Here is a 14635-nt window from a genome sequence, read left to right on the forward strand (position 1 = left end):
TCGTTCCAATTATCATTGCGGAAAAATGAAGTGTAATGAGGGGGTTTAGCTATGAACAAAAAAGCATGGATTCAGGATATGAAAGCGATACCATTTTTACTTCCGTTTTTACTCGCTTACTTAATCTTTACTATTTTCCCTATTTTCAAGGGACTGGAAATGAGTCTTTATGATTGGAATCTCGTCCGAAAGATGGAGTTTGTTGGATTAGAAAATTACGCGGAGATGGTGCAAGATCCAAATTTTTGGCAGACATTATGGAATACGACGTTATTTGTTATGTTGACAACTCCTACCATGGTACTACTTGCGCTTGGATTGTCCCTATTGGCTAATTTAAATACAAAGCTTAAAACATTTTTTCGTGGCTCTTTTTTCATTCCGAGCATTCTCTCGGTTGCCGTCATTTCTTTTTTGGCGATCTTTATGCTGCAGCCATATACCGGTCTCGTAAATACCGTACTCCAGAGTATAGGGATTGATGCCGAGCCATTTTGGATGGCGGACAAAGGGCTGGCTTGGGTTAGTATTGTTGTGGTGACACTTTGGTGGTCTGTAGGATTTAATATGATCTTGTTCCTTACCAGCCTGCAGGATATTCCAGATGCCCTCTATGAGGCAAGCGAAATTGATGGAGCATCAAGGTGGAAGCAATTCCGCTATATTACCTTACCGCAACTAATACCAATTGGGCGGGTAGTAATCTTATTGCAAATCCTTGCCTCGTACAAAGTATTTGCTCAAATTCTGTTGATAACCGGAGGAGGGCCAGGTGGAGCAACGCGACCACTAATTCAGTATATCTACGAAATAGGTTTTACACAGAATAACCTTGGATATGCGGCCACCATGTCTTATGCACTGTTTTTCATCCTGCTTATATTATCGGTTATTCAATTAAAAAACCAGAGAATGGAGGAAAAATAAATGGCTGCAAAGACTACCTCAAATAGCAGGAGAGCGCTTGATCGAAATCGAGATCCGTTTCTTAAAGGGAAAATAACGATAGGAATCGTTGTCTCCATTTTATTTATTGCGCCAATCATATGGATGCTCTTTGTTTCGATAAAACCGGATGGATTTTCTACATCTACACCAATTGAATGGTTTCTTCCACCGTATACCATTTCAAACTATATTACGATTATTATGGATAGTTTGATACTGCGCTGGTTGTTTAATAGTTTCTTTGTAGCATTTATTACAACCATTCTAACATTAATTATTACCTCACTAGCGGCGTTTGCTATTTCGCAAATGAAGTTCCGATTTAAGAATTTTATCTTTATTTTCTTTTTATTGGGTCTGATGATACCAGGAGAGGCTACTATTATTCCTCTCTATGAAATAGTAAAAAATATGAACTTAATTGATTCCTATAGTGGCCTGATTCTACCAATGATTGCATCGCCGCTCGGCGTAATCATTTTAAAGAGTTTTTTTGATAATGTGCCTAAAGAAATTATTGAAAGTGCTATTATCGATGGATGCTCTTACTTTAAGTTGTTTTATAAAATTGTCCTTCCATTGGCAAAACCAGCAATTGCAGCGATTGGTATCTTTACCTTTATTGGTTCTTGGAATAACTTCCTATGGCCTTACCTTTCCATATTATCTGAAACGTTATATACATTGCCTGTAGGATTACCAGTATTTAATTCTACCTATTCACAGGCATATGTTTTACCTATGACGGCAAATGCAATTGCCTCGATTCCAGTTATCATTGCATTTTTGCTTTTTGAAAAACAAATTGTTAAAGGGATTAGCTTTACAGGAATAAAAGGTTAAAAAGAGGAGCGTGTATACAATGAAAGAAGCAACGATGAAGGCAGGAAAAACTTATCAACGAACAGAATATCCCCGTCCCCAGTTTCAAAGGGATGCGTGGATGAATCTAAATGGAAAATGGAAGTTTGCTTTTGATGATGAAAACAAAGGAGAGCAGGGAAGATGGTTTGATCAATACACCTACCCTTCGGAAATCATAGTACCGTTTACGTATGAAACAAAAGCAAGTGGGATTGGAGAGGAAGCCTTCCATCCTTATGTATGGTATAGCCGCACATTTTTGATTCCGGAAGAGGAAATAGGCAAACGGACGGTTCTACGATTTCAGGCATCCGATTATATAACGAAGGTCTGGGTAAATGGTTCCTATATTGGTCAGCATACTGGAGGGAATGCTGCTTTTTCCTTTGATATTACAAAAGCAGTGGACAGTGCGAGCGAGAATGAACTAACTGTTAAAGTTGAAGATAGTCAAAGTTGTGTCCAACCGAGGGGGAAACAGAGGTGGATCAATGAGAATTTTGGGTGTTGGTATGTGCAAAATACAGGAATATGGCAAACCGTATGGTTAGAATTTATAGAAGACAAAAGCTTGAACCATGTGAAGATAACACCTAAAGTCGATTCCAATTCGGTAATATTTGATTATACATTACATGGAGAATTACCAAGGAATAGCAGGTTGGAAACCGTGATCTCCTTTAATGGAAAGCAAGTCAAACAGTTTACTGCGGTTCTTGATCGAAGCACTTCTCGCTTTGAAGTAGATTTGGCGGCTGATATACATGAGTGGAAAGTCCTGCATTGGTCACCAGAGCACCCGAATCTTTATGATGTTAAGTTTCGTTTATATGTGGATGACGTGTTAAAGGATGAAGTAGATTCCTATTTTGGAATGCGTAAGATATCCATTAAAGACGGTAAAGTCTTGCTCAATAATGTGCCAATCTATCAAAAGTTACTGCTTGATCAAGGGTATTGGCCGGATACTATGCTGACCCCGCCTTCTGATGAAGCAATACTTGAAGATATCGATAAGACGCTTGCGATGGGATATAACGGAGTACGCAAACACCAGAAGATTGAGGATGATCGATTCCTGTATTGGTGTGATAAGAAAGGTTTGCTCGTATGGTCAGAAATGGCTGCCACCTATGAGTTTTCCGATCAAGCGGTAGAGAATTTTACAAAGGAATGGCTGGATATTGTGCAGCAACATTATAATCATCCCTCCATCATAACTTGGGTTCCATTTAATGAGTCATGGGGCGTTCCGCATATCTTCAAAGATAAACAACAACAAGCATTTACGGAGTCCATCTATTATTTAACTAAATCATTAGACGCAGAGCGGCCGGTAATCGTGAACGATGGTTGGGAACACACTGTTTCTGACATTATTGCTCTCCATGACTATGAGGAGTCAGGAAAGACATTATATGAGAGATATAAAGATATGGATGCCATTCTACAAAACAAGATCCCACACAACAATCATCGCTACGCGTTTGCTGAAGGGTATCAATACAAGGGGCAGCCTGTCATGATAACGGAGTATGGTGGCATCGCTTTTCAGGATGAAAGTGGTTGGGGATACGGGAATCAAGTCTCAACTGAGGAAGAATTTCTGAAGCGCTATAAGGAAACAACAGATGCTATAAAAGCTATCCCGAAGATCAGTGGCTACTGTTATACGCAAACAACCGATGTTCAACAGGAGATCAATGGCTTGCTAAAGGAAAACAGGGAACCGAAAATAGCCATGGAAAAAATTAAGCAAGTAAATGATGCAACATAATAGGTACGGGAGGACGTAGCATGATAAAGAAAAAACCTAATATTGTACTGATTTTAGCTGATGATTTAGGATTTTCCGATCTTGGTTGTTTTGGCGGAGAGATTCAGACACCCAATCTCGACCAGTTGGCTACCGGAGGGCTCCGTTTTACACAATATTATAATTCGGCACGCTGCTGCCCAAGCAGGGCCTCTCTGCTAAGTGGCCTGTATCCACATCAAGCGGGTGTTGGGGAAATGGATGAAGACAGAGAAACACCAGGCTACCGTGGATATTTAAAGGATCAATGTGTCACACTTGCTGAAGTATTAAAAGACAGTGGATACCATACGTATCTTTCAGGGAAATGGCATGTCGGAGAAAGAGGCCCGATTGAACGTGGGTTTGATGAATTTTATGGTTTGTTCGGAGGCTTCACTAGTTTTTGGAACCAACCGGATTACATCCGTTTGCCAAAAGGACGCGCCAAGCGAGAGTATTCGGATTATGAATTTTATGCAACCGATGCTATTACAGACCATGCTTTGGATTTTATTCAGGAAGCACGTCAGGATGAAAAGCCATATTTTCTTTACTTATCTTACAATGCTCCTCATTTTCCTTTACAAGCACCAAAGGAAGATATAGCGAAATATGAACAGATATATGAAAAAGGCTGGGACCATATTCGAGAAACACGTCTAGCTCGTATGAAGGAGCTTGGCATTGTTTCATCGGACACGTCACTGACACCTCGTTCAGAGTATTGGGATCGAGATCGTGTCATTCAAGGTGTTAACCCTGCCTGGGATGCCATAGACCCAGACAGACAGAAGGACTTGGCAAAAAGAATGGCAATCTACGCAGCAATGATTGATCGAATGGATCAGAATATAGGAAGAGTGATAGACGATCTAAAGGAAAAGGGAGAACTGGATAACACTCTTATATTATTTTGTTCCGATAATGGCGCTTGTGCAGAGTGGGATCCATGGGGGTTTGATGATTGGATATCAACCTCTAATTTCTTGCATCGCAAAGAGGATTTGGATCGGATGGGGCAGCAAGATTCCTATCACAGTTACGGATCTGGCTGGGCCAACGCATGTAGTACTCCGCTTCGTTTATACAAACATTACGGACATGAGGGAGGCATCAGTACACCACTAATAGCACACTGGCCAGAAGAAGTAACTCGTATAGGTGAAATCGATCATCGTCCAGGGCATTTCATTGATTTTATGGCAACGTTTGTAGATATTAGTGAAGCATCTTACCCACAAGTGTACAACGGCCATAACATCCTCCCTATGGAAGGTGAGAGCATGTTGCCCGCATTTTATGGTGAAGCAGCCGAGGAGCGGATCTTCTGCTTTGAGCATGAGCAACACTGTGGTATTCGTAAAGGGAAATGGAAATTATCAAAGATTAAAGAAATGGATTGGGAATTATACGATATGGAAAACGACCGAACCGAGCTTCATAACCTCCGGGATACTTACCCGGATTTGGTGGAAGAGATGAAAAAAATCTGGGATGAATGGGCAAATCGTACTGATGTATACCCTCGTTTTAACTAAGTTTAAGGAAGATCCTTTTAATAAAGGATCTTCCTTTTTTGTATTTAACAAGCTAATAGATTAATTCAATCCTCAGCGAGTAAATCTCCCATCCTCTCGTAAAATTAAAAAAACGCTTGTAAAACGCTTACAGTTATTTTATACTAAACCTAAATCGATTTAGTAAACCGGTTTAGTAGATATTAACCAATTAGGAGAATGAAAAATGAAAACGATAACGATGGCGGATGTTGCTCAACATGCAGGTGTTTCCAAGAGTACAGTCTCTCAATATGTGAATCAACGTTATGATTACATGGGGGAGAAGACAAAGGAACGCGTGGAAAAGGCCATAGAAGAATTAGGATATAGTCCAAATATTATAGCCAGAAGCTTGAAGCAGAAATCAACGACCACGATCGGCGTTATTGTTGCCAACATTCTTCACGTTTTTTCTACACAGGTTATTCGAGCTATTGAAGACTTTTGTAATGAAGCGAATTTTCATATTATCGTCTGTAATGCAGATGACGATCCTATTAAAGAAAAGAAATATATGGACATGCTGCGTGCCAAACAGGTAGATGGCATTATTGTTTTTCCGACTGGTGGAAATCTAGCATTATATCAGCAGCTTGTGCGAGATAATTATCCCATCGTTTTCGTTGATAGAATGGTCCCAGAAGTTGAGGTTAACACCGTGTTACTAGATAACGAAAAGGCTGTCAGAATGGGGGTTAACCTGCTTGTGGAAAAAGGGTACCAACGAATTGGAATGGTTACCCCGCCACTTGAAGAAAGTGTTACCCCGAGACTGGAAAGGGTCAGTGGATTCAAGCAGGCCTTAAAAGCCAATAATCAAAACTTTGATCCGAATTTGTTGGTCAGTGAGGAAATTGAAAACATCAGAATAAAGCTTGATGAATTGTTGCAACAACCACAAGGGCCTGACGCAATTTTAGCAGTGAATGACCGTGTGCTCTTTGAGATTCTTCATTATATAAAAGAAAAGAAGTTGAGCATACCTGATGATTTGGGCGTGATTGGTATTGATGATGTCACATTCGCTAGCTTCTATAGTCCAACCCTAACTACGATAGCGCAGCCAGCATTCGAAATGGGGAAAAAGGCGGCCGAGCTATTGTTGAATCGGATTCAAAATAAAACACAGGAAAAGGAAACAAAAATATACCGATTTGAACCACTATTAATGCAGCGAGATTCTTGCTAACAACTTTTGGGAGGATGTTTAGGATGAAAAATATTATCGAAACGATTGGCACAGAAATTAAGACAGTTTTAGAGAATGTTAGTCCAGAAGAAACGAAGGAATTAGCAGATAATCTGGAAAAGGCTGATCGCATATTTGTTGCAGGTACTGGTCGTTCTGGACTAGTTGGCAAAATGTTTGCCATGCGCATGATGCACAGTGAATACCCGATCTACGTTGTTGGCGAAACAATTACACCAAGTATTGCCACAAATGACCTTTTGTTGCTCATATCAGGCTCAGGATCTACAGGTTCCCTAAAGCAATATGGCGAAAAGGCAAAAGAAATAGGTGCACAGGTAGCCCTTGTTACGACAAATAAGGATTCAGCAATAGGAAAGCTAAGTGATGTGACCGTAACGATTCCTTCGGCAACGAAGAAGCGGCTTCCTCAAGAACCAACTACCATCCAGCCGCTTGGAAGTCAATTTGATCAATCTGCCCATTTATTGCTTGATGCCATTGTCGTCTATTTGCTAGAAAACAAACCTGCTGGCCAGGATAATACAAAACTTAATCAAGTGCACGCCAATTTGGAATAGAGAGGGTTGAATGTATGAACATTTTAGAGCAAATCAAACAACATAAGATAGTAGCGGTTATTCGACACGCGGATGAACAAAATATCGTTCCAATTCTAAATGCTTTAGCTGCTGGAGGGGTTTTTGCAGTAGAAATCACTGCGGAGACACCGAATGTACAGCGCATTATCGAGGTTGCTGTAAAGGAAGGACCAGATGATATGATCATCGGTGCAGGTACCGTTCTCGATCCGGAAACAGCACGAACTGTCATTATGGCAGGGGCACAGTTTATTGTTTCTCCCACATTAAATGTAGAGACATTGAAATTAACGAATCGCTATCATATCGAAACAATACCAGGTGTGTTAACCCCTACTGAAATTCAAACAGCGTATGAGAATGGGGCAAACATGGTGAAAATCTTCCCTGCTGATACATTCGGACCGGGCTATATAAAAAATATACGTGGACCGCTCCCACATGTGGAAGCAATGGTAACAGGGGGAATCAACCTAGACAATATGAACGAATATCTAGCAAATGGAAGTGCTGCCGTGGGGATTGGTAGTAATTTAGTTAATGCGAAAGCGTTAACAAATGAAGAAGCCTATACGGAATTGACGGAACGGGCGAAAGCATTTGTTTTACGTAAGGAATCTTAGCCAGAAGCTGTAAAGACGTTGCTAAAATTTTGCTAAAAGAAGAGCGAATGCGCGTAATTCTAAAAATTCTTCAGGAAAAAGAGTATGAATCCTACAGGAGAATGGTGCCATGAATGCAGAAGGTGGACACTATTCTCCCTAAATGAACAAGGGGTGTATGGAATGCGAAACAAGAGATCTTTTTTAATCTTAATTGTAATCGCTGCCATTTTGACATTGGCTGGCTGTGCAAATGAGGCTAGTGGTAGTGAAGACGGTAAAATAAAAATTATTGCAGCACATAACCAAACGGCACCAGAAAACCCATACCAAACAGGCATGCTTAAATTCAAAGAAGTAGCCGAAGAACTTTCCAACGGATCGATTGAGGTGGAGGTGCATGCGGGCACGATTGGTACCGAAGAGTCAGAGCTTGTGGAAAAATTAGAACTTGGAGCGGCTGACGTGGTACTTGCATCACCTGGTTTCATGACACAAACGGGAATTAGAGAAGTCGATCTATTCTCTGCTCCATATCTGTTCAAGGATTATGGTCATTGGTTAAACGTGGTGGATGGTGAAGTTGGTCAGCAAATGGGTGAACTAATTAATGAAAAGTCCAATAACTCTTTCAAACTATTAGGCTATTGGTCTGCTGGGGTTAGACATTTTTATGGAAAAAAACCGATTGAATCTACGGAAGACCTAAAAGGTGTTTCAATCCGAACGCAGACATCTGGCGTAATTGGCGACTTCTGGAAAGAACTTGGCGCAATCCCATCAAGTATTTCTTGGGGAGAGCTATACCAAGGGTTACAACAGGATGTAGTAGATGGCTCGGAAAATGCGTACCCATTCTTCGTACAACAGTCCCATCATGCTACACCAAATGGGAAATTCATTACGGAAACAGCACATGATTTTACAACAAGGTTCTTATTAATTAACGGAGAAAAATTTGATAACTACTCACAAGAGCATCAGGACATTATTATGAAGGCCGCTGAAGCATCGGTTAAGGCGGAAAGAGAAGCGACAAATCAACAGGACGTGGATTATAAAGAAAAGGCAATAGAGGAAGGCGCTACGGTGAATGAAATTGATAGACAACCATTTATTGATATCGCCACACCGATTATAGATAAATTTGCTAAAGAAATTGAGGTAGAAGATCTGTTACAACAAATTAGAGCTGCAGAGTAAATGTGGGGAGGTTTGGAGATGAAACGTTTTGTTCAGGCACTGGAGAAAATACAAATCACATTAGGCATCGTATTTTTATGCATGTTTTTCCTTGTGATCTTACTACAAATTGCAACAAGGTATATGGGCGTATCTGTCATCTGGACGGAAGAGGTGGCCAATTATACGTTTATCTGGGCAGTATTTATGGGGGCAGCTGTCATGGTGAATCGGAGAGAGCATTTTAACTTTGACATGCTGCGAACAAAGTTAAAAGGAAAAAAACGACTTTCTATAAGCATTATTAGTGACCTCGTTTTAATTGGATTCCATATCGTTTTATTCTTGCTTGGTATCCAAATCGTCATGGAGTTTTGGAATTACACATGGGCAACCCTTCCTGACATGAAGATGGGATATGTATGGCTATCCATCCCTGTCATGGCTGGGACGATGCTGCTTTATTCCATCACACATCTGATAGAACATATGAAAGCATGGAAAGCGAAGGAGGTAACGGAATAATGGGATTTCTTTTATTAGGAATGTTTATCGTACTGATGTTGATTGGCGTTCCAATCGCATTTGTTATTGGGATTGTCGCCTTAATTGGTATTTTCGGTATTCCGTATACACCGGAAGCAACGGTTGCGATGAAGATGGTAAATGGACTCGATTCCTTCGTCTTGCTCGCAGTACCTTTATTCATTTTGGCAGCGAACTTAATGAATTCTGGAAAGATCTCGGAAAAATTAATTCAGCTTGCACTTGCAATGGTAGGAAGAGTTCGTGGTGGACTTGCTCACGCAAATATTTTAGTATCCATGATGTTTGCTGGAGTATCCGGTGCATCACAGGCCGATACGGCAGGTGTAGGGAAAATCCTTATACCAAGTATGTTGAAAAATGGCTATGACAAGGAGACTGCGGTTGGCGTTACTGCTGCATCTTCTACAGTAGGGGTGGTCATTCCACCTAGTATTCCGATGATCATATTCGCTGGGCTTACTAATGCTTCGATTGGTGGGCTTTTTCTCGGAGGAATCATACCAGGGATTTTAATCGGTCTATCTATGATGGTATTCATCTACATTATTGCGGTAAAACGTAATTACCCGAAAGCAGAGAAAACGGAACTTAAGGCATTTGGTAAGCTAGCTTTGGAAGCGCTCCCGGCACTCTTTACGCCAATCATTATCATTGGTGGCATTATTTCCGGGTTTTTCACAGCAACAGAGGCGGCAGCAGTAGCTTCCCTTTACACGCTTTTCATCTGCATGTTCTATTATAAAACATTAAAGCTAAATCATTTACCGAAAATTCTGATGGATACATTAGCATTAAGCTCACTTTCCTTATTTGCACTAGCTGCAGCAAGCGCTCTTGGTGAATTAATGAGCTACTATCAGCTCGGAACAATGGCACAGGAGTTTTTCACAAATAATATCGGTGCGAAATGGCTATTTATCGTTGTCATTATTGCATTCTTCCTATTTGTGGGTACGTTTATGGATGCAATTCCTGCCATGATCCTGTTTGTTCCAGTTATTCTACCGACAGCAGTGGAGTTTGGAATAGATCCAATTCACTTAGGATTAATTGTGGTTATCACGCTTGCTATCGGGCTCATTACACCGCCATATGGATTATGTTTATTACTGGCAGCGAAAATTGGAAACATGTCGACTGAACGCTCTTTCGTTGCGGTTTTACCGTATATTGCTATTGTTCTTGTCGTGCTGGTGTTTATCGCGTTCTTCCCAGACATTGCATTCTTTATTCCGAAACTCATTAATCCATCATTGTTTTAGAATAATGCCGATACTGGGATAGAGAAATTTGGACAAGTACGATCTGGTTGATATGCCATATAACAGGGTACATTAGTTTGATAGATAGTAAAACAGTGATAAACAAAAGGAGCCGATGATATGGATACAAATAAGAAATTAGTAGCGGAAAAAGCGGTTGAAGAGATTAAGGATGGCATGACAGTGGGACTTGGTTCTGGCTCGACAGTATATTGGATGCTCCAAGCATTGGGAGAGCGGGTAAAGGACGGACTTGAAATAGTAGGCATTCCTACTTCACAGAAAACAGAAAAGCTAGCAAAAGAACTAGGTATTCCTTTAGCAGATTTTTCTTCAGTAGATGGTATTGACCTCGCAATAGATGGGGCAGATGAGGTAGATCCACATCTGAATTTGCTTAAAGGAGGCGGTGGCTCACTAGTTCGGGAGAAAATCGTCGACATTTTAGCAAAGCGACTGATCATTATCGTTGATGAGACAAAGGTTGTGGATTATTTAGGCACGTTCTCCTTGCCAGTTGAAGTCGTACCATTTGGATGGGAGACGACAAGTAAACGGATAGCGGAATACGGCTGTCTCCCGCGTCGTAGAGAACAAAACGGAGAAGTATTCATTTCAGACAATGGGAATTATATATTAGATTGCGATTTTGAAAGCATTGAAAAGCCCGCCGAACTACATGAAAACCTGAAGATGTTAGTCGGCGTGGTGGAAACAGGACTCTTTATTAACATGGCGGACGTCGTAATGGTCGGCCATGCCGGGATGGTGGACGTACTAACAAAAGCGTAATGCGTAAGTCGAGGGGGAGAAAAAATGAAAAAAGATGTTATAACGATCGGGGAAGCAATGATTGCATTCAATCCATCTTCCACTGGACCGATGAAATTTGTGAATGGCTTTGAAAAAAATATAGGTGGGGCAGAGCTCAACGTAGCGATAGGCTGTGCCCGTCTTGGACTCCAAACAGGTTTTATGAGTAAGCTCGGAAATGATGAGTTTGGAAAATATATCTACAATTTTGCCAGAGGAGAAGGCATCGACGTATCGCAGATCGGATTTGTTGATGGCTACCCAACCTCTCTAAACTTTAAAGAAATAATGGAGGATGGCAATGTCCGAACCTTTTACTACAGAGACAAATCTCCTGTACTAGAAATGGAACCAGAAGATTTAGATGAAAGCTATTTTGCATCAGCACGGATTCTCCATTTAACAGGGATTTTTCCGGCAATAAATCCAAAGAATATGGCGATTTTTGAGCGGGCAATCGAGTTAGCAAAGAAGCACGATGTACTTATTTCATTTGATCCAAATATTCGTTTGCGGATGTGGTCAAAAGAAGAAGCTCGGGAAACACTTTCAACCATTCTGCCACATGTCGATATTCTTCTGGCAGGAGATGAAGAAATGGAAATCATCATGGGAGAGAATGACCCAGAAACGATTATTGAAAAGGTGAAAACACTTGGTGTCTCCTACATCGCTGTTAAAAAGGGAGATAAAGGAGCAGTTGTTTATCACAATGGGGAACTCATTCACGCACCGGTAGTTAAGGCTTCAAAAGTAGTGGACACCGTTGGAGCGGGCGATGGTTTTGATGCAGGGATGCTTTATGGAATCCTGCAAGATTGGCCTTTAGAGAAAATTGCTACCTTTGCGGCAACGATTGGTTCGATGGTCGTTAGTGTAAAAGGGGATAATGAAGGGCTGCCTTATTATGAAGATGTCCAAGCTAGAATGGGAGAAATTGAACGAATTGAACGCTAGAAAGGATGGGGAGTATGAAGTTACAGCTTGCTTTAGATCGTTTAAGCCGAGAGGAATGCTTTCGAATACTGGAAGAAACGAAAGAGTCAGTTGATATTATTGAGGTAGGCACAGGGGTTATTAAAGAATATGGAATGGAAATTGTACGTCAGATAAGGGCGAGGTATCCTGATAAAACAATCGTGGCAGACATGAAAACATGCGATGCTGGCAAACACGAGGCAAAACAGGCATTTGAGGCTGGGGCAGACATTACGACGGTTATGGCATTTTCTGGCGACCTTACGATTGCCGATACATTGCGCGTAGCAAAAGAGCATGGAAGTCGGATTATGGTTGACCTTCTAGAGGTCGATAAAGCAGAAAGAGTGGAAGAATTGGTTTGTTTAGGCGTCGATTTAGTAAGCTTACATGTCGGCAAGGATAAGCAACAGGAAGGAAGTTTTGATACAAGTCTTTTTGCTCTAGTTAAAGATCATGATATCGAGGTAACAGTAGCTGGTGGGATAAATGCAGAGACATTACCTGACATTATAGAAGGAAAACCAGATACTGTCATTGTTGGAAGTGCGATTACCAAGGCAGAAAACCCGCGTGAAGCAGCAGACCAACTGAAAGAGCTGTTACCACAATGATAGGGTAAGGAGCGGATGGAATGAGAATCGGAACAGTTGGCACAAGCTGGATTACAGAATCCTTTATTGAAGCAATAAAAGAGGTCGATGGAGCAGAGCTATGTGCTGTTCATTCGAGGGCAGAAGTAAAAGCTGAAAACTTTGCCCGAAAACATGGTGCAGCATATTACTATACGGATTTACAGGAAATGGCTGAAAGTGACCATTTGGATTGTGTATATCTTGCTTCTCCTAACTCGCTTCACTTTAAGCAGGCTGTGTTATTTCTGGAACAGGGCAAGCATGTGATTTGTGAAAAGCCGATGTTTGCCAGTTTAAAAGAATTTGAGGAAGCTCATCGTGTTGCAGAGGCAAATGGGGTGCGTTTATTCGAGGCAATGCGCAATCTTTATACACCAAACTTCCAAAAGGTAAAAGAAGAGTTGGATGATGTGGGACAGCTGCGAAATGTGCTCCTTCATCGGATGAAATATTCCTCTCGCTATGATGAACTACTAGCAGGAAAGGAACCAGCCATTTTTTCAGCAAAATTTGCGGGTGGTGCACTCGTTGACCTAGGTGTCTATCCTATTGCAGTGGCTGTTGCGTTGTTTGGAAAACCGCTTGCTGTGCAGTATACTCCAGTCATGCTTTCTAGTGGTGTGGATGGCAGCGGGACCTTAGTGCTAACATATCCTGGGTTTGTGTGCACCATCCTCTGCTCAAAAATTTCTACCTCCTATTTGGAATCGGAAATTCAGGGTGAGGCAGGAACCATTAGCATTGATGATATTGGCGCCTTTTCTAATATCCATTACAAGCCGCGTTCGAAAGTGGTATCTATCTGGAACGGAGCTACTCAGCGGGAAAATGTGATGGCCTATGAACTTGAAGCGTTTTTGGATTGTATGCAGGAAGGTGATTCACCAGCCTATGAAGAAATGAAGGCGATTAGCCGAGAAGTACTTGCCATTACTGAAACAGCACGAAAACAAAGCGGGATTTATTTTGAAGGAGAGGACTAGCATTGCTAGTCCTCTTTAAATCTATTGAAGTAGCAGCAAAGTCGAGCGAGAAGCCAGCAAAGTCGAGCGAGGAACCAGCAAAGTCGAGCGAGAAGCCAGCAAAGTCGAGCGAGGAGCCTGCAAAGTCGAGCGAGAAGCCAGCAAAGTCGAGCGAGGAACCAGGAAAGTCGAACGAGAAGCCAGCAAAGTCGAGCGAGGAACCGCAAACTCGTGTGACTAACCTCCTAAATCCCACGCCTCCAGCCCAAGTAGTCCTTCCAGATTCTCCACTTATCTATTGCGAATAATCAAAATCGGAAGTTGACTAGTTACCTAGAGTTGATTATCATGAAAGTAATTGAATAGGAAAAAGATGGGTTGGGCTGTACCGAGGTATAGCTCATTAAAAGGGAAGTCCGGTGCAATTCCGGTGCGGTCCCGCCACTGTAAATGGGAGTTTTCTATTGCATACCACTGTCACTTGATGGGAAGGTCATAGAAAATGAAGATCATGAGCCAGGAGACCTGCCTGTTTTTTTACACCATTCAAACCTACGCGGATAGGGAGGTGTGTCAGCGGATTTTACAGCTAGAGTTTTGTATACATAATTGTTTAATACGCTACGTCACGCATGCATCTCTTCGGGAAGAGGTGTATTTTTTTGTACATTGAGAAAGTATAAAATTTCAGC

At 41.4% G+C, this 14635-nt stretch carries 14 protein-coding genes and 1 riboswitch; all 14 genes read left to right on the forward strand.

Going from position 1 to position 14635, the window contains the following annotated elements; all coding sequences use genetic code 11:
• The first annotated feature begins 51 nt into the window (after positions 1 to 51).
• The 14 genes from ACTWPF_RS05485 to ACTWPF_RS05550 all read left to right on the forward strand — a co-directional run bounded on the left by ACTWPF_RS05485 (position 52) and on the right by ACTWPF_RS05550 (position 13964).
• The gene (locus ACTWPF_RS05485; RefSeq protein WP_443148595.1) at positions 52 to 927 is read left to right on the forward strand and encodes a carbohydrate ABC transporter permease; all 876 of its coding nucleotides are present in this window, start codon (positions 52 to 54) and stop codon (positions 925 to 927) included.
• Positions 928 to 1791: a carbohydrate ABC transporter permease gene (locus ACTWPF_RS05490; protein WP_443148596.1), complete on the forward strand. Its 864-nt coding sequence runs from the start codon at positions 928 to 930 to the stop codon at positions 1789 to 1791.
• Positions 1792 to 1810: 19 nt separating this feature from the next.
• On the forward strand, positions 1811 to 3589 hold the full coding sequence (locus ACTWPF_RS05495; protein ID WP_443148597.1) for a glycoside hydrolase family 2 protein: 1779 nt from the start codon (positions 1811 to 1813) through the stop codon (positions 3587 to 3589).
• Between the two features lie 20 nt (positions 3590 to 3609).
• Positions 3610 to 5148, forward strand: a complete 1539-nt coding sequence (locus ACTWPF_RS05500; protein WP_443148598.1) for an arylsulfatase — start codon at positions 3610 to 3612, stop codon at positions 5146 to 5148.
• A 205-nt stretch (positions 5149 to 5353) separates the two neighbouring features.
• Positions 5354 to 6358, forward strand: coding sequence for a LacI family DNA-binding transcriptional regulator (locus ACTWPF_RS05505; RefSeq protein WP_443148599.1), 1005 nt, complete (start codon positions 5354 to 5356; stop codon positions 6356 to 6358).
• A 23-nt stretch (positions 6359 to 6381) separates the two neighbouring features.
• Positions 6382 to 6939: a 6-phospho-3-hexuloisomerase gene (gene hxlB, locus ACTWPF_RS05510; protein ID WP_106897542.1), complete on the forward strand. Its 558-nt coding sequence runs from the start codon at positions 6382 to 6384 to the stop codon at positions 6937 to 6939.
• 14 nt (positions 6940 to 6953) lie between these two features.
• Positions 6954 to 7583, forward strand: a complete 630-nt coding sequence (locus ACTWPF_RS05515) for a bifunctional 4-hydroxy-2-oxoglutarate aldolase/2-dehydro-3-deoxy-phosphogluconate aldolase (protein WP_443148600.1) — start codon at positions 6954 to 6956, stop codon at positions 7581 to 7583.
• Between the two features lie 162 nt (positions 7584 to 7745).
• Positions 7746 to 8765 (forward strand): TRAP transporter substrate-binding protein, encoded by a 1020-nt coding sequence (locus ACTWPF_RS05520; protein WP_443148601.1) that lies wholly within the window; start codon positions 7746 to 7748, stop codon positions 8763 to 8765.
• Between the two features lie 18 nt (positions 8766 to 8783).
• Entirely contained in the window at positions 8784 to 9269 is a 486-nt protein-coding gene (locus ACTWPF_RS05525; RefSeq protein ID WP_106897539.1) for a TRAP transporter small permease, read from the forward strand.
• Positions 9269 to 10555, forward strand: coding sequence for a TRAP transporter large permease (locus ACTWPF_RS05530; protein WP_443148602.1), 1287 nt, complete (start codon positions 9269 to 9271; stop codon positions 10553 to 10555). The genes ACTWPF_RS05525 and ACTWPF_RS05530 overlap by 1 nt, the downstream gene beginning before the upstream one ends.
• Before the next feature lie 120 nt (positions 10556 to 10675).
• Complete coding sequence (gene rpiA / locus ACTWPF_RS05535) at positions 10676 to 11347, forward strand: ribose-5-phosphate isomerase RpiA (RefSeq protein ID WP_443148603.1); 672 nt, start codon at positions 10676 to 10678, stop codon at positions 11345 to 11347.
• Between the two features lie 24 nt (positions 11348 to 11371).
• Entirely contained in the window at positions 11372 to 12325 is a 954-nt protein-coding gene (locus ACTWPF_RS05540) for a sugar kinase (RefSeq protein WP_443148604.1), read from the forward strand.
• Between the two features lie 14 nt (positions 12326 to 12339).
• Positions 12340 to 12960, forward strand: coding sequence for a 3-hexulose-6-phosphate synthase (gene hxlA, locus ACTWPF_RS05545; protein WP_443148605.1), 621 nt, complete (start codon positions 12340 to 12342; stop codon positions 12958 to 12960).
• Between the two features lie 20 nt (positions 12961 to 12980).
• Positions 12981 to 13964, forward strand: coding sequence for a Gfo/Idh/MocA family protein (locus ACTWPF_RS05550; RefSeq protein WP_443148606.1), 984 nt, complete (start codon positions 12981 to 12983; stop codon positions 13962 to 13964).
• A 337-nt stretch (positions 13965 to 14301) separates the two neighbouring features.
• Positions 14302 to 14490, forward strand: a riboswitch (cobalamin riboswitch).
• The last annotated feature ends 145 nt before the right edge of the window (positions 14491 to 14635 follow it).

The sequence above is a fragment of the Oceanobacillus sp. M65 genome, from assembly GCF_052246275.1.
Lineage (GTDB): Bacteria > Bacillota > Bacilli > Bacillales > Amphibacillaceae > Oceanobacillus_B > Oceanobacillus_B jordanicus.

Excerpts from the sequence above, each read along its gene's own strand:
- ACTWPF_RS05485 (WP_443148595.1), top strand. The coding sequence starts at position 52 with ATGAACAAAAAAGCATGGATTCAGGATATGAAAGCGATACCATTTTTA.
- ACTWPF_RS05490 (WP_443148596.1), top strand. The coding sequence starts at position 928 with ATGGCTGCAAAGACTACCTCAAATAGCAGGAGAGCGCTTGATCGAAAT.
- ACTWPF_RS05495 (WP_443148597.1), top strand. The coding sequence starts at position 1,811 with ATGAAAGAAGCAACGATGAAGGCAGGAAAAACTTATCAACGAACAGAA.
- ACTWPF_RS05500 (WP_443148598.1), top strand. The coding sequence starts at position 3,610 with ATGATAAAGAAAAAACCTAATATTGTACTGATTTTAGCTGATGATTTA.
- ACTWPF_RS05505 (WP_443148599.1), top strand. The coding sequence starts at position 5,354 with ATGAAAACGATAACGATGGCGGATGTTGCTCAACATGCAGGTGTTTCC.
- hxlB (WP_106897542.1), top strand. The coding sequence starts at position 6,382 with ATGAAAAATATTATCGAAACGATTGGCACAGAAATTAAGACAGTTTTA.
- ACTWPF_RS05515 (WP_443148600.1), top strand. The coding sequence starts at position 6,954 with ATGAACATTTTAGAGCAAATCAAACAACATAAGATAGTAGCGGTTATT.
- ACTWPF_RS05520 (WP_443148601.1), top strand. The coding sequence starts at position 7,746 with ATGCGAAACAAGAGATCTTTTTTAATCTTAATTGTAATCGCTGCCATT.
- ACTWPF_RS05525 (WP_106897539.1), top strand. The coding sequence starts at position 8,784 with ATGAAACGTTTTGTTCAGGCACTGGAGAAAATACAAATCACATTAGGC.
- ACTWPF_RS05530 (WP_443148602.1), top strand. The coding sequence starts at position 9,269 with ATGGGATTTCTTTTATTAGGAATGTTTATCGTACTGATGTTGATTGGC.
- rpiA (WP_443148603.1), top strand. The coding sequence starts at position 10,676 with ATGGATACAAATAAGAAATTAGTAGCGGAAAAAGCGGTTGAAGAGATT.
- ACTWPF_RS05540 (WP_443148604.1), top strand. The coding sequence starts at position 11,372 with ATGAAAAAAGATGTTATAACGATCGGGGAAGCAATGATTGCATTCAAT.
- hxlA (WP_443148605.1), top strand. The coding sequence starts at position 12,340 with ATGAAGTTACAGCTTGCTTTAGATCGTTTAAGCCGAGAGGAATGCTTT.
- ACTWPF_RS05550 (WP_443148606.1), top strand. The coding sequence starts at position 12,981 with ATGAGAATCGGAACAGTTGGCACAAGCTGGATTACAGAATCCTTTATT.